The organism is Streptomyces alboniger, assembly GCF_008704395.1.
GTDB classification, from domain to species: domain Bacteria; phylum Actinomycetota; class Actinomycetes; order Streptomycetales; family Streptomycetaceae; genus Streptomyces; species Streptomyces alboniger.
The window spans coordinates 2,620,890-2,635,065 of record NZ_CP023695.1; the positions used below are offsets into that span (position 1 = coordinate 2,620,890).

Sequence of the window (14,176 nt, forward strand, 5' to 3'; positions counted from 1 at the left end):
CCTCGGGTCGGATCTATACGTAGCTTCCATCGTCCCATGGGTGGGGCACTGCGCTCGGTTTGGGCCGGTCCGACGGTGGCTGGTACCGTGGGCAGCTGTGTCTCGTAGCCCTCTCAAGCGTCGAGGCGCGTGTCATAACACTCATCTGCAGTACCTCTGCAGTACCTGAACCTGAAAAGGCTCTTTCGTGGCGAACATCAAGTCCCAGATCAAGCGGATCAAGACCAACGAGAAGGCGCGTCAGCGCAACAAGGCGGTCAAGTCTTCCCTGAAGACCGCGATCCGCAAGGCCCGCGAGGCCGTTGCCGCCGGTGACGCCCAGAAGGCCGCCGAGCTCACGCGTGAGGCCACGCGCCAGCTCGACAAGGCCGTCTCCAAGGGTGTCATCCACAAGAACCAGGCCGCCAACAAGAAGTCGGCGCTTGCGACGAAGGCCGCGACCCTCAAGGGCTGAAGCCTTTACCCCGGCTAGTACGCCCTGTACACCTAGTACGCCGGGGAGCTGATCAATCCTCCCGCGAGGGTAATTCGAGCCCTCTACCTCGAATCGCGGACAGACCACGCAGTACGCCACGCTGCGACAGTGCCCCCGGCCCACTCCGGGGGCATTGCTGTGTCTGGGGTCTGTGGCCTGGAGTCTGGGGCCTGGGGCGTGCGGTCTGGGGCCTGGGCCTGGGCCTGGGAGGTTGTCTTTTCAAGCCGGCTCCCGGCAGATACCGCCGACCGCTCCCCCGGATCACGAGACCTTCGACGCCGGCGCCCACCTACGTCCTATCGGTCAGTTCGGCGCCCGAAGGGCGACATGTGTCCGGCGTCAGGCGCCGATGCGAGCGGCCCCTTCGCTCTCTTCCGAAACCAGGAATTCGCGTAGGTCTACGACGCCGTAGCCCTCCGCCCGCACTGCGTCAAGGATCCGGGGCAGCGCCTGGGCATCGAGCACGATCCCGTCACCGGTGCTGCTGCCCACGTGCATCTGGATGATGGCGCCCGGCCCGAACGCATCGACGGCCCGCTCGACGACGCGTTCCACGGTCATGCCGCGCCCCGGACCGAGGTAGCCGTTGGTGTCGGTGGTGAACTCGATTGCCGCGTAGCCAAGCCTGTTGACGTCGGCGACCGACTTCGCCGTGGTGGAGCTGTAGGGAAAGCGGAAGAACGGAAGCGGCTCGGTCCCGGCCGCGGCCCTGATCGCCATGTCGGCACGCCGCACCTCCCGCTCTCGTTGCCCGGTGCTCAAGTCGTCGAAGTACGGGTGGCTGTAGGAGTGGTTGCCCAGCCCGTGCTCAGCGCCCATGGCCCGCACAGCCCTGGGATGCGCCCTGGCGAACTGGCCGGTCGGGAAGAATGTCGCCGCGAGCCGTCGGCACCGTAGCTCGGCCAGGACAGTGTCAACACCGCTCTCGTCCCACGCGGCGTTGAACGTGAGCGCCAGCACCTTGCGCGAGGTGGGCAGACGACGGATCTCACCCCCCAACAGCGAGGCGGGAGGCCGGGGCCCCACCGCTGCGGCCCCTCCTGCCGCGCCGGGCACAAGCCCCGCGGCCAACAGCCCGGCCAGAACAGCCCGTCGCGTTGAGTCCATCCCCAGAGTCTGCGTGCAGGTGCCCTCCCGCCACCCGCAGCCGCGCCGCGCGCCCGGGTGACCCTTCATAGCCCACGGGCATTGCGCCAACCCACGAGTGCGCCGCCCACGGCCGCCGTGAGGATGCAGATCCCGTCCCGGCGAGCCGCCGCACGTGGCGAGTTGCATCCAATGCAGCGGGCCCGCTGCTGAAGTGCCGCGAAGTCCAGGCGGCCGTCGCGAAATGTGACCAGCTCCCCGTCAAGACCCAGGTCCACGTCCATGTCCACGTCCGCGGCGACTTCGACGAACTCCGGGGAGGCGGGCAGCACAAGCGCACCACGCCGGGACTTTCGGAGGGGCCACCTCGGCTGCCTTCTAGGCTGACGCCATGGACAACGGGCTCGCCCACGAGGAAAACACCCTCATCAACTTTCGACGCTATGCCCCGGATCCCAAAGAGCACGGGTTTCGGTGGATCGATACCAAGCAGCTCCGCATCTCTGCGGAGTCCATGGACGATAGAGGGCTGCTTGCCGCACTGATTGGGCACGACCAGTTCCGGGACGACTACGCAGGTGGTGGAGTGCTGCCTGACGGGCTCCGGCACGGTCCGTACTGGCTGGGGTTGATCACCCCGGACCGGTACGAGCCCATCAGCCAGGAGAAGGCCGTGCAGATCCTGCGGGGGTGGATGGATCCGCTCCGGGACGTGTCCACCGAGCTGGAGGCAGATCTACAGCGGGAGGTCTTCGCCTGCCTGGCCGCAGCCGATGGCATCTACTACCTCAGCGAGCTCGGTGATGATGCGATTCATGACTGGGGACGCGCGCACGACTACTTCCACGAGTTCGTGCTCATCGACCGCTCGGCTGGGCGGATCACGCTCATCGTTGCCGCCGACGACTGAGGCCACCATCGGGACATCCGCCGCGGTGGCCGATGTCAGGAGCGGAGCCACAACCGAATCGCCCTCTTGTCGAAGTGAGTCGCTGCGGCTCGGAACCCTTGAGCATGCTGATGGGCGCGGCAGCCGTCGTATCCACGCCCACCACACTCCTGTCGATCCGCCCCTCGACGTCTGCGTCGGCCTGGACCCCGGGCGGGGTGGTCTTTCTGATGACGAGTGGGCTCGACTCGACCCCCTTTTGCAGGCCTCTGCCGCATGCTGGAACGGCAACTGGCGGGGTGTCTGCAACCGGCTGCGGATGTGGGCCGTAGAGGGCGCCTGGGAGCGGGTGTTCACCGCTCTGGTGGCCCAGGCCGACGCGGTCGAGGGCCTCAACCGGACCGATTGATCCAAACGAAACCGCCTAGGCCCCCGGCCCGGCAAGGGCGTCAGCGGCGTCCGGACCGAGCCGCCCGCGCAACGGCGACGACCGCCTTCTCCAAGGCGTACTCGGGGTCGTCGCCCCCGCCCTTGACCCCCGCATCGGCCGCAGCGACAGCGGCAATCGCCGAGGCCACCCCATCCGGGGTCCACCCCCGCATCTGCTGACGCACCCGGTCGATCTTCCAGGGCGGCATACCCAGCTCCCGAGCGAGATCGGCCGGACGCCCACCCCGCGCGGAGGAGAGCTTGCCAATGGCGCGCACGCCCTGCGCGAGGGCACTGGTGATCATGACGGGGGCGACCCCTGTCGACAGCGACCAGCGCAACGCTTCGAGCGCCTCGGCGGCCCGCCCCTCCACCGCCCGGTCGGCGACCGTGAAGCTGGAGGCCTCGGCCCGGCCCGTGTAGTACCGCCCGACGACGGCCTCGTCGATCGTGCCCTCCACGTCCGCCACCAGCTGCGACACCGCGGAGGCCAGCTCACGCAGATCGCTGCCGATCGAGTCGACCAGGGCCTGGCACGCCTCGGGGGTCGCCGAACGCCCCAGCACCCGGAACTCGCTCCGCACGAACGCGAGCCGGTCCGCGGGCTTGGTCATCTTGGGACAGGCGACCTCGCGCGCGCCCGCTTTGCGCGCGGCGTCGAGCAGGCCCTTGCCCTTGGCGCCGCCCGCGTGCAGCAGGACGAGGGTGATCTCCTCGACGGGCGCCCCGAGATACCCCTTCACGTCCTTGACCGTGTCGGCGGGCAGATCCTGCGCGTTCCGCACGATGACGACCTTGCGCTCGGCGAAGAGCGAGGGGCTGGTCAGCTCGGCGAGCGTGCCGGGCTGCAACTGGTCGGGGGTGAGGTCGCGCACGTCCGTGTCCGCGTCGGAGGCACGGGCGGCCGCCACCACCTCCTGGACGGCACGGTCGAGGAGCAGGTCCTCCTGCCCCACGGCGAGCGTGAGGGGAGCGAGCGGATCGTCGTGAGCTGTCTTCCTGGCCATCGCGGTCAAGCATCCCACGCGCCACTGACAGCCGATCCCGGACGCCGGTCCCGGACGCCGTTTCCGGACGCCGCTCCCGGGAGCCGTTTCCGGTATCGGAGAATGGACCGGTGAACGACGTACGACATGTCCTGGTGCTGCCCGACCGCGATGCCGCGGAGGAAGTCGCCGAAGAACTCCCCGACCGTTTCGGCATCGCCGAGGAGCCCCAGCTCGTCCGGGACGCGTTGGCTGGTGAGGACGACGCCGAGGACGCCCAGTGGCTGGTCGTGGTCGAGGACCCCGAGTCCCGCCTGGACCCCGCCGCGCTCGACGAACTGGCCGCCGAGCACGAGGGCTGGCTGGAGGCCCCCTAGGCCCGAGGAGTCCCTAGGCCTTGGGGATGACCTGGATGTCGAGGTCGATCGTGATGCTGTGCCCGACAGCGGCGATACCGCGCGCCAGCATCGTCTGCCAGGTGATCGTGAAGTCGTCGCGGTGCAGTTCGGTGGTGGCGCGGCAGGCCACGCGGGTCTCGCCCTCCAGCCCCTGACCGACCCCGAGATACTCGGTGTCCAAAGTGACCGTGCGCGTCACGCCGTGCAGCGTCAGACCGCCGGATATGGCCCAACGGCTGCCGCCCTTGTGCACGAAACGGTCGCTGTAGAACTCCATCGTCGGGAACCGCCCCACGTCGAGGAAGTCACCGGAGCGCAGATGGTCGTCGCGCATCTGCACCCCCGTGTCGATGGAGGCCGCGTCGATGACGACGTGCATCGCGGAGTCCTCCATGCGCTCCCCCATCCGGATGGCGCCCGCGAAGCTGTTGAACCGGCCGTGGATCCGGGCGAGACCGATGTGTCTGGCGGTGAAGCCGACGGAGGAGTGCAGGGGGTCGACCTCCCAGTCGCCGGGCTCGGGAAGCGCCGGGGGCTGGGCGACCTGGAGCGTCACATCGCCGAGCGAGGCATGAGCCTCCTCGCCGACCGTGGCACTCGCCCGGTACGGAGTGAACCCTTCCGCCGAGACCATGAGCCGGTAGTCCCCCGCCGGAACGGTGGTGACGAACGACCCGTAGGGATCCGTCCCGCCACCGACCACCTTGCGGCCCATCGCGTCACTGACGGCGAATTCCGCGTTCCGCACGGGCTCGTTGACGGGGTCGAGCACCCGGCAGCTGAGCACCCCCGCGTTCGGCGGAACCGTGAACGCCGACATGGGTCCCGTCCGTCCCACCCGATTCGTACGGTTTCCCAGCCAACGGCCGATCACGCGCGACACACCCCCGCGTTCCTTGACAACACCTGCAAACTGCAACGAAGAGGCATTCGATCACCGTTGCGGCATTCGATGCAACACGGCCGTACATCGCGGGAATGCTGGCGATGCGCTGGAAGTGTCGCGAGTAGCCCGAATTGATCGCCCCTCCTTTCTCGTTTTGCCAGGTCAAGCGGTGTTCCCGGCGGTAGCGGCGCGAGGCGCCACAGCTCGGATCGGCCCGGGGTGTCATGGCCCGGGGTGTCATGGCCCGGGGTGTCATGGCCCGGGGTGTCATGGCCCGGGGTGTCATCGCTCGGGGTGTCATCGCTCGGATCGGCTCGCCTCGGCTAGGGCGGCGGCCGCGTGGCCGCTTCCAGCCGGGGCGACGCCCGCGCGCCGGAAGCCACCACCGCGACCGAGCCGTCCACGTCCGTGCGCAGCACCTGGGCCCCGCCCGCCCGCAGGGCCGCGACCGTGACGGGCGCGGGGTGGCCGTACGAGTTGTCCGCGCCGCAGGAGATCAGCGCCAGCCTCGGCGCCGCCCTGCGCAGGAGCTCCGGATCCTGGTGGGCCGAACCGTGATGGGCCACTTTGAGGACGTCCACGGAGGCGAGCGACGCGGCGGCCGGGCTGCGCAGCAGGGCACGCTGGCCGGGCGGCTCCAGGTCCCCGAGGAGCAGCAGACTCACTCCCGCGGTGCGCACGAGCAGCGTCACGCTCGCGTCGTTCGGCCCCTCGGGGGGCGGCGCCGGGCCCGCCGGGGGCCAGAGGACCTGCCAGTCCAAGGGTCCCGCGCGCCGCCGCTCGCCCGCCACGGCCCGGGTCACCGGAACCCTCTCGGCGGCCGCCTGCTCCCTCACGAACTCCGCCTGCTCCGGCGGCTCCTGGAATCCCGTCGTCTGGATCACCCCCACCTCACGCCCCCGCAGCACTCCCGGCAGCCCCGCGACGTGGTCGGCGTGGAAGTGCGTGAGCAGCACCAGCGGCACCCGGGTGATGCCGAGCGAGCGAAGGCACCGATCGGCCGCCACCGGGTCGGGCCCCGCGTCGACAACCACCCCCGTGTCCTCCCCCGCCGCCAGCACCGTGGCGTCACCCTGGCCCACGTCGCACATCACCATGCGCCACCCCTGCGGCGGCCAGCCCGCGATCACCCGGGTGAGGGGAGGCGGCTGGACGATCGCCAGGAGGAGGAGCAGGGCGCAGGCCCCGGCGAGCCACGGACGCCGGGCGAGTCCCCGGCCCGCCAGGACGAGCACCACCGTGGCGAGCGCGAGCAGCAGGCCGCCGTGCCAACCGCCCGGCCAGTCGATGCCGCTGCCGGGCAGCGCCGCGCCGGTGCGGGCGATCTCCGCGATCCACTCGGTGGGCCAACTCGCGCCCCACGCCAGCGCCTCGGCGACCGGCATCGCCACCGGCGCCGAGGCCAGCGCGGCGAAGCCGAGCACGGTGGCGGGCGCGACCGCGAACTCCGCGAGCAGATTGCACGGCACCGCTACCAGACTCACCCGGGCGGCGAGGACGGCGACGACGGGCGCGCACACCGCCTGCGCCGCGGCCGCGGCGGCCAGCGCGTCGGCGCACCGCGGTGGCATCCCGCGTCGGCGTAGCGCCGCACTCCAGCGTGGCGCCAGGGTGAGCAGGGCTCCGGTGGCGAGTACGGAGAGCAAGAAGCCGTAGCGACGGGCCAGCCAAGGGTCGTACAGGACGAGCAGCAGCACAGCGGCGGCCAGCGCCGGGATCAGCGATCTGCGTCTGCCGGTGGCGATGGCGAGGAGTGCGATCAGCCCACAGGCCGCCGCCCTCAGCACGCTCGGGTCCGGTCGGCAGACGATGACGAAGCCGAGGGTGAGCAGCCCGCCCAGCAGCGCGGTCGTGCGCAGTGGGATGCCCATCTTCGGTGCGAGGCCCCGTCGTTCGACCCGCTGGGCCGTGCCGGGCGGCCCGATGAGCAGCACGAGGACGATCGTGAGATTCGCACCGCTGACGGCGAGCAAGTGCGTCAGGTCGGTGTCCTTGAACGCCTGCTCAAGCTCGGTGGGCACCCGTGAGGTGTCCCCGACCACCAGCCCCGGCAGCAGCGCGCGGGCGTCGGCCGGCAGGCCTTCCGTGGCCTCGCGCAGCCCGCCCCGCAACTCCCCGGCGAGCCGCTGTGCCCCGGACGGCGCCCCGACCACCCGCGGCGGCCGCTCTCCCGACACCCTGAACACCGCCGCGGCCCTGTCCCCCTCCGGCAACGGCGGCGCCAACCTCCCTTGCGCCCGTAGCCGCGTGGAGGGCAGCAGCGTGAGCCAGGGGTCGCCGGGACGACTGGCGCCCGCCGGCCGGCCGCCCGGCGCCCTCACTCCCGCACCCCGGCCACCCGGCAGGTACGGAGGCCTCGCGGGCCCCGAGGCCTCACCCCGCACCACGACAAGCACCGGTGTCCGTGTCACAGCCACCGTGCCGTCCGCCTCCGTGACACGGACAACGTCGGCGTCCAGAACGACAGTGGGCGGCATCGCGTGGGCGCTCGCGACGCGGGGCCGGACGCGCCGAGGGTCGGACGTGACCTCCAGCTCCGCCTCCACCTCGGCGAATTCGCTCGCCAGGGCGGGGATCGGGCCACGGTGCAGATCCGCCCCGTGCAACGCCGTGGAGCCCGCGGAGGCGGCGGCACAGAGCAGGGTCGCGGCCACCGACAACCGCCCCCGGGCACACCGCCGACCGGCGCCCCGCCCTCGCGGCGACCACCCCCGCCGCCCACCCGGGGTCCCGCCCGGGGGCGCGGGGCCGGCCCCGATCCCAGCCGTCCACGTGACCAGCAACGCGCCCGCCACCGCCACACAGGCCGCCACCGTGACGACCGCCCACCGTGGCGGCGCGTCCAGCATGAGCGCGGCCGTCACCCACGCCGCCAACGCGGGTGGCACCAGGCGGAGATCGACCGGCCCCTCCTGCCGGGGGTGCGCGGCGCCGAGGCGGTGGCCCGACGAGACGTGGACCGCCGCACGCGCGCCCCCGGCCCGAGATCGCGGCGTCATGGCCGTACGAGATCCTGGAGATCGGCGAAGCGTCGGTCGCCGATGCCGTTGACCTCTCGGAGCTCTTCGACGGAGCGGAAACCGCCGTGCTCAGTGCGGTAGTCGATGATGTGCTGCGCCAACACGGGACCGACCCCTGGCAGTTCGTCGAGCTGCTCCGCGGTCGCCGTGTTCAGCCCCACGGGACCCGTGGCGGCCGCCCCCGGCCCGGCTCCCACCGGACCCGACCCCGCCGCGGCACCGGCTCCGCCCGGACCGGTGGCCGCGGCCGGCTCTCCGACCACCACCTGCTCACCGTCCATCAGGAACCGCGCGCGGTTGAGGCCGCCCATGTCCGCACCGGGCCTGGCCCCGCCCGCGGCCCGCAGCGCGTCGGCCACCCGGGACCCGGCGGGGAGCCGGTGCACGCCGGGACGGCGGACCTTCCCGCTGACGTCGACGACGATCGCGCCACCACCCGCACCGGTCACCGCACCGGCCGCACCGCTCCCGCCCGCTGGTGTGCGCCCCGCCTCGGCCGGGGTCCCCGGCGAGGGAACCGGTCGCGCCCCGTGTTCGGAGGCCGTGCCCGCCGAGCGCACGACGTCCGGCGCCTCGACGGGCCGCGTCCGCCCCGCCCAGAAGTGCTGCGCGGCGAAGACCACGGCGACGGCGAGAACCACGACGAGCGCGACCACGCCCCGCCGTTCGAGCCCGCACCGCGACTGGAGCCACACGGGCAACCGCTCCCGTACGGCAAGGCCCACCCGCTCCCGCCGCGAAGGTCCGGCCCGCGCCACCCCCTTCGAGGCGGCCTCCGCCTCCTCCGGGGCCTCCCCGGCAGCCCCTTCCCAGGTCTCCTCCCGCCGGGCCCATCCCGGCACGGGCGGCGGAGCCGGACGCGCCCCACCGCCGCCCCCTCCCTTGCTTCCCGGCAACAGCGGCACATCCGCGGCCGCCACGTCCAACCGCGGCGAGGGAGGCGGGGTTTGTGGCTCGGCGAAGAGTCTCTCCGCTCGCAACCGCACCGCCTCCGCCGAGGCATGGCCGCGCCGGACCCGGCGGGCGTGACGGCGCTGCGCCCGGCCGTCGGACGCGGGGGCGCGACCAGGGCCGCTCGTCGCGGAAGCTGTGCGAGAAGGTGATCGAAGTGAGGTCATGCCGACGACGTTAGGCACCGCCGCGACATTATGTTGATCTTGGTCAATTCCCGTGGATTACCCAGCAGTTGTGGATAACTCCGTCACCCACACGTGGGACAGAACCAGCTCTCACCGAGGCGAGACCACGGCCCCCAGCAGCCCCGGCCCGGTGTGCGCCCCGATCACCGCGCCCACCTCACTGACGTGCAGTTCCCCGAGACCCGGCAGCCGCTCGCGCAGGCGGTCGGCAAGGTCCGACGCCCGGTCCGGTGCCGCCAGATGATGCACCGCGATGTCGACCCGGCCCGTACCGGCACGTTCGACGACGATCTCCTCCAGCCGGGCGATCGCCTTCGACGCCGTCCGCACCTTCTCCAGCATGTCGATACGGCCGCCGTCCAGCTTCAAGAGGGGCTTCACGGCGAGCGCGGAGCCCAGCAGCGCCTGCGCGGCGCCGATACGGCCGCCCCTGCGCAGATAGTCGAGGGTGTCGACGTAGAAGTACGCGGACGTTCCCGCGGCGCGCTTCTCGGCGGCCGCCACCACCTCCTCCACCGGATCGCCCGCCTCGGCCGCCTCCGCGGCCGCGACGGCACAGAAGCCGAGGGCCATCGCGACCATGCCGGTGTCCACTACCCGCACCGGCACCGGAGCGTCCTTCGCGGCGAGTACCGCAGCGTCGTAGGTACCGGAGAACTCGGCGGACAGATGCAGCGAGACGATGGCCGTGGCTCCCGCCTCGGCCACCTTCCTGTACGTCTCGGCGAAGACCTCGGGGCTGGGCCGGGACGTCGTCACCGGCTTGCGCTTCTGCAACGCCAGGGCGAGGGAGCGCGCCGAGATCTCGGTGCCCTCCTCCAGCGCCTGGTCTCCCAGGACCACGGTCAGGGGCACCGCGGTGATGCCGTGCCGCTCCATCGTCCGCTGCGGCAGATAGGCCGTGGAATCCGTGACGATCGCGACATGGCGGGACATGGGCTGGACACTACCCGCCTGGGCCGCCGGGCGGCAGCCCGGCCCCTGCTCGCCCCTTCCCCGGGAGGAGGTGCCCCGCGTCATGGGCGGCTCAGGTCGTGCTCTCGGGCTTGGCCTTCTTCTCCCATGGATACGTGGGCGTCTGCGAAGGCGGCGTGATCGCCGGACGCGTGGGCTCCTGGGGCGCCTGCGGTGAGGGCTCGGACCAGGTCTGCTCCGCGTCCTTGCCGGGCTGCGCGGCGGCGGGCTCGGGCCAGGCTTCGGGGGCCTGCGCGGGGGGCGGCTCCGTCGCCCAGTGCCGCAGGGCGCCCGCCTCCATGTCGATCTGCGTGCTCAACGAGTCCAGGTCGTCGCCCGCGAACCGGTGGGCACGGTCGCGCGCCGACCACCGCAGCGAGTCCGCCGCCTTGGTGATCTGTTCCGTACGCTCCCTCAGCTCGGGGAGCCGCTCGGCCAGGGCCGCCTTGTCCGGGTCACGCTCCAGCCGCCGCAGCTCGCCGTCCAGCTCGTGCCCGTGCGCGCTGAGCCGTTCGAACAGGCCGAGGGACTCCTTCAGGGAGGCGTCCTCGACGGCGCCCGCCTTCAGGACGTCCTGCGTGGCCCGCATCGACGTGCGCAACGACAGCCGCAGCTGGGCCAGTTCGCCCGCGGCGCCGATCTGGGTGAAGCTCTTCGCGCGAAGGGTGGTGTCCTCCACCGTGCGGCGGGCCTCCGAGATGGTGCGGTCCACACCCCGCTTGGCGGCCTTCACGACCTTCACCGTGGCATACACCCCCAGCACCAGGAACAGCACGACGAGCAGCGCCACGATCACGCCCACGGCTTCCATGACGCCCCTCTCCGAGTCCGGTCCGATCCGCTCCCGCGGTGACCCCTCCACCGTAAACGGAGAAGGCAGGCCGGAGGTTCCATCCGGACCCCCAACCTGCCCTTAAGGGAAGACCCCTATGCCACTGACCCGGCAGGGGCCGGCCCGCTACGCCGGAACGATGTTCACCAGCTTCGGAGCCCGCACGATCACCTTGCGGATGCCCGCGCCGTCCAGTGCGGCCACGACCTTCTCATCGGCCAGGGCCACCTTTTCCAGTTCCGCGTCGGAGATCGACGGCGGTACCTCCAGGCGCGCCTTGACCTTGCCCTTGATCTGCACGACGCAGGTCACGGACTCGTCCACGACGTACGCCGGGTCGGCGACCGGGAAGTCCTGGTGGACGACCGATTCGGCGTGGCCCAGCTTGCGCCACAGCTCCTCGGCGACGTGCGGGGCAAGCGGCGCGATCAGCAGCACCAGGCGCTCGGCGACGGACCTCGGCACCGCGCCGCCCGCCTTCGTCAGGTGGTTGTTCAGCTCGGTGATCTTGGCGATGGCGGTGTTGAACCGCATGCCGTCCAGGTCCTGGCGGACCCCGTCGATCGCCTTGTGCAGGGCGCGCAGCGTGGCCTCGTCGATGTCGGCCTCGGCGACGTCCGCGACGGTGACCTCACCGGTCGACTCGTCGACGATCAGGCGCCACAGGCGCTGCAACAGGCGGTACTGGCCGACGACCGCACGGGTGTCCCAGGGGCGCGACACGTCCAGGGGGCCCATCGCCATCTCGTACAGGCGCAGGGTGTCCGCGCCGTACTCGTCGCAGATCTCGTCCGGCGTGACGGCGTTCTTCAGGGACTTGCCCATCTTGCCCAGCTCGCGCTTGACGGGCTCGCCCTCGAAGAAGAACTTCCCGTCGCGCTCCTCGACCTCGGTCGCCGGCACCGGGAAACCGCGGCTGTCCCGGTAGACGTACGCCTGGATCATGCCCTGGTTGTAGAGCTTGTGGAACGGCTCGGCGGACGAGATGTGCCCCAGGTCGAACAGGATCTTGGACCAGAAACGCGCGTACAGCAGGTGCAGCACCGCGTGCTCGGCGCCGCCCACGTACAGGTCGACGCCGCCGGTCGGCTGCCCCGCGCGCGGGCCCATCCAGTACTGCTCGACGGCGGGGTCGACCAGCTGCTGGTCGTTGCGCGGGTCCAGGTAGCGCAGTTCGTACCAGCATGAACCGGCCCAGTTGGGCATCGTGTTGGTCTCGCGGCGGTACTTCTTCGGACCGTCGCCCAGGTCCAGGGTGACGTTGACCCAGTCCTCGTTGCGGGACAGCGGGGTCTCCGGGGAGGTGTCCGCGTCGTCCGGGTCGAAGGTGCGCGGCGAGTAGTCGTCGACCTCCGGCAGCTCCAGGGGCAGCATCGACTCGGGCAGCGAGTGGGCGACGCCGTCCTCGTCGTAGACGATCGGGAACGGCTCGCCCCAGTAGCGCTGGCGGCTGAACAGCCAGTCGCGCAGGCGGAAGTTGACGGTGCCCTCGCCGATGCCGCGCGTGGCCAGCCAGCCGGTGATGCGCGCCTTGGCGTCGACGACGTCCAGGCCGTCCAGGGAGAACTCCGCGTTAGCGGAGTTGATCAGCTTCGCTTCGTACGAGACGAAAGCGTCGTCCCAGGTGGCGGTGTCGGTGCCGCGGCCGTCCGACGGCTCGACCACGCAGCGCATCGGCAGGTGGAAGGCGCGCGCGAAGGCGAAGTCGCGGCTGTCGTGCGCCGGGACGGCCATGATCGCGCCGGTGCCGTAGCCCATCAGGACGTAGTCGGCGATGAAGACCGGCACCTGCTCGCCGCTGACCGGGTTGGTGGCGTAGACGCCGGTGAAGACGCCGGTCTTCTCCTTGGCGTCGGCCTGGCGCTCGACGTCGGACTTCGACGCGGCGAAGGCGCGGTACTTGGCGACGGCCTCGGCGGGAGTGGCGTGACCGCCGGTCCACACCTCGTGGGTGCCCTCGGGCCAGGCCGCCGGGATGACCTTGTCGACCAGCTCGTGCTCAGGCGCCAGGACCATGTAGGTCGAGCCGAACAGGGTGTCCTGGCGGGTGGTGAAGACGGTGATCGCGTCGCCCTCGGTGCCCACGGGGAAGTTGACCCGCGCGCCTTCGGAGCGGCCGATCCAGTTGCGCTGCTGGAGCTTGATGGCGTCGGGCCAGTCCAGCGCGTCCAGGTCGTCCAGCAGGCGGTCGGCGTACGCGGTGATGCGCATGTTCCACTGGCGCAGCTTGGCCTTGAAGACGGGGAAGTTGCCGCGCTCGGAGCGGCCGTCGGCGGTGACCTCCTCGTTGGCCAGGACGGTGCCCAGGCCCGGGCACCAGTTGACGGGCGCGTCGGAGGCGTAGGCCAGGCGGTACTGGCTCAGCACCTCGGCGCGCTCCGAGGCGTTCAGCTCGCTCCACGCGCGCGTGGAGCCCGGTACCGCACGCTCACCGCTGTCGAACTGCGCGACCAGGTCGGCGATCGGGCGGGCCTTCCTGGCGTCGGCGTCGTACCAGGAGTTGAAGATCTGGACGAAGATCCACTGGGTCCACTTGTAGTAGTCCGGGTCGATCGTCGCGAACGAACGCCGCTTGTCGTGCCCCAGACCCAGGGAGCGCAGCTGGGCCTTCATGTTCTCGATGTTGGCCTCGGTGGAGACCCGGGGGTGCGTGCCCGTCTGCACGGCGTACTGCTCGGCGGGCAGGCCGAACGCGTCGAAGCCCAGGGTGTGCAGGACGTTGTGGCCGGTCATGCGCTGGAAGCGCGCGAAGACGTCCGTGGCGATGTACCCCAGGGGGTGGCCGACGTGCAGGCCCGCTCCGGAGGGGTACGGGAACATGTCCATGATGAACTTCTTGGGCTTGGCGACCAGCGCGGCCTGCGCCTCGTCCCGCGCGGCCATGTCACCGCTCGGGTTCGGCGCCTCGTAGGTGCCCTCGGCGTCCCAGAAGTCCTGCCAGCGTGCCTCGATCTCAGCGGCCAGAGCGGCCGTGTAGCGGTGCGGCGCGGCCACCTCGGAGGCGGCAGCAGAATTCGTCTCGCTCATGATCCTCAAAGCTCCATCGATCGTCTCTGCCTACGGAATTGACCGTGCTGGCCAA

The 14,176-nt window shown here is 71.3% G+C and carries 12 protein-coding genes and 1 pseudogene; 4 read left to right on the forward strand and 9 right to left on the reverse strand.

The genetic code is table 11. The annotated features are described in order from the left end of the window. Nucleotides 1-187: 187 nt before the first annotated feature. Nucleotides 188-454 (forward strand): 30S ribosomal protein S20, encoded by a 267-nt coding sequence (gene rpsT, locus CP975_RS11520; RefSeq protein ID WP_055531624.1) that lies wholly within the window; start codon nucleotides 188-190, stop codon nucleotides 452-454. A gap of 360 nt (nucleotides 455-814) precedes the next feature. Here the strand turns inward: rpsT and CP975_RS11525 are convergent, their stop codons facing one another. Further along, nucleotides 815-1,582 carry a polysaccharide deacetylase family protein gene (locus tag CP975_RS11525; RefSeq protein ID WP_055531626.1) on the reverse strand — a complete coding sequence of 256 codons (768 nt, stop codon included), beginning with the start codon at nucleotides 1,580-1,582 and terminating at the stop codon, nucleotides 815-817. Nucleotides 1,583-1,952: 370 nt separating this feature from the next. On the opposite strand from CP975_RS11525, the gene CP975_RS11530 reads away from it, so the two are divergent. Beyond that, nucleotides 1,953-2,471: a hypothetical protein gene (locus CP975_RS11530; RefSeq protein WP_055531630.1), complete on the forward strand. Its 519-nt coding sequence runs from the start codon at nucleotides 1,953-1,955 to the stop codon at nucleotides 2,469-2,471. A gap of 95 nt (nucleotides 2,472-2,566) precedes the next feature. Here CP975_RS11530 and CP975_RS36585 read toward each other — a convergent pair. After that, a pseudogene (locus tag CP975_RS36585) lies at nucleotides 2,567-2,658 on the reverse strand (IS5/IS1182 family transposase); the annotation flags it as partial. Between the two features lie 51 nt (nucleotides 2,659-2,709). On the opposite strand from CP975_RS36585, the gene CP975_RS35010 reads away from it, so the two are divergent. After that, nucleotides 2,710-2,859: a hypothetical protein gene (locus CP975_RS35010; protein ID WP_167532682.1), complete on the forward strand. Its 150-nt coding sequence runs from the start codon at nucleotides 2,710-2,712 to the stop codon at nucleotides 2,857-2,859. 40 nt (nucleotides 2,860-2,899) lie between these two features. Here CP975_RS35010 and holA read toward each other — a convergent pair whose 3' ends face one another. Next, nucleotides 2,900-3,886: a DNA polymerase III subunit delta gene (gene holA, locus CP975_RS11535; RefSeq protein WP_055531632.1), complete on the reverse strand. Its 987-nt coding sequence runs from the start codon at nucleotides 3,884-3,886 to the stop codon at nucleotides 2,900-2,902. Nucleotides 3,887-3,996: 110 nt separating this feature from the next. Between holA and CP975_RS11540 the strand changes: the two genes are divergently transcribed. After that, nucleotides 3,997-4,242 (forward strand): hypothetical protein, encoded by a 246-nt coding sequence (locus CP975_RS11540; protein ID WP_055531634.1) that lies wholly within the window; start codon nucleotides 3,997-3,999, stop codon nucleotides 4,240-4,242. 13 nt (nucleotides 4,243-4,255) lie between these two features. Here the strand turns inward: CP975_RS11540 and CP975_RS11545 are convergent, their stop codons facing one another. From CP975_RS11545 to leuS, 6 genes are all read right to left on the reverse strand, one after another. Beyond that, entirely contained in the window at nucleotides 4,256-5,137 is an 882-nt protein-coding gene (locus CP975_RS11545; protein WP_030783440.1) for a YceI family protein, read from the reverse strand. A gap of 335 nt (nucleotides 5,138-5,472) precedes the next feature. After that, nucleotides 5,473-8,148, reverse strand: coding sequence for a ComEC/Rec2 family competence protein (locus CP975_RS11550; protein ID WP_150476836.1), 2,676 nt, complete (start codon nucleotides 8,146-8,148; stop codon nucleotides 5,473-5,475). Next, the gene (locus tag CP975_RS11555) at nucleotides 8,145-9,287 is read right to left on the reverse strand and encodes a ComEA family DNA-binding protein (RefSeq protein WP_150476837.1); all 1,143 of its coding nucleotides are present in this window, start codon (nucleotides 9,285-9,287) and stop codon (nucleotides 8,145-8,147) included. The genes CP975_RS11550 and CP975_RS11555 overlap by 4 nt, the downstream gene beginning before the upstream one ends. A 111-nt stretch (nucleotides 9,288-9,398) precedes the next feature. Next, nucleotides 9,399-10,244 (reverse strand): DegV family protein, encoded by an 846-nt coding sequence (locus tag CP975_RS11560; RefSeq protein WP_055535269.1) that lies wholly within the window; start codon nucleotides 10,242-10,244, stop codon nucleotides 9,399-9,401. Between the two features lie 91 nt (nucleotides 10,245-10,335). Continuing rightward, the gene (locus CP975_RS11565) at nucleotides 10,336-11,073 is read right to left on the reverse strand and encodes a hypothetical protein (protein WP_055535264.1); all 738 of its coding nucleotides are present in this window, start codon (nucleotides 11,071-11,073) and stop codon (nucleotides 10,336-10,338) included. Nucleotides 11,074-11,220: 147 nt separating this feature from the next. Further along, nucleotides 11,221-14,121 (reverse strand): leucine--tRNA ligase, encoded by a 2,901-nt coding sequence (gene leuS, locus CP975_RS11570; RefSeq protein WP_055535262.1) that lies wholly within the window; start codon nucleotides 14,119-14,121, stop codon nucleotides 11,221-11,223. Between the last annotated feature and the right edge of the window lie 55 nt (nucleotides 14,122-14,176).

Bases quoted from the DNA above. Each gene is read 5' to 3' on its own strand.
- CP975_RS11525 (WP_055531626.1), bottom strand. From the start codon at position 1,582: ATGGACTCAACGCGACGGGCTGTTCTGGCCGGGCTGTTGGCCGCGGGG.
- CP975_RS11530 (WP_055531630.1), top strand. From the start codon at position 1,953: ATGGACAACGGGCTCGCCCACGAGGAAAACACCCTCATCAACTTTCGA.
- holA (WP_055531632.1), bottom strand. From the start codon at position 3,886: ATGGCCAGGAAGACAGCTCACGACGATCCGCTCGCTCCCCTCACGCTC.
- CP975_RS11550 (WP_150476836.1), bottom strand. From the start codon at position 8,148: ATGACGCCGCGATCTCGGGCCGGGGGCGCGCGTGCGGCGGTCCACGTC.
- CP975_RS11555 (WP_150476837.1), bottom strand. From the start codon at position 9,287: ATGACCTCACTTCGATCACCTTCTCGCACAGCTTCCGCGACGAGCGGC.
- CP975_RS11560 (WP_055535269.1), bottom strand. From the start codon at position 10,244: ATGTCCCGCCATGTCGCGATCGTCACGGATTCCACGGCCTATCTGCCG.
- CP975_RS11565 (WP_055535264.1), bottom strand. From the start codon at position 11,073: ATGGAAGCCGTGGGCGTGATCGTGGCGCTGCTCGTCGTGCTGTTCCTG.
- leuS (WP_055535262.1), bottom strand. From the start codon at position 14,121: ATGAGCGAGACGAATTCTGCTGCCGCCTCCGAGGTGGCCGCGCCGCAC.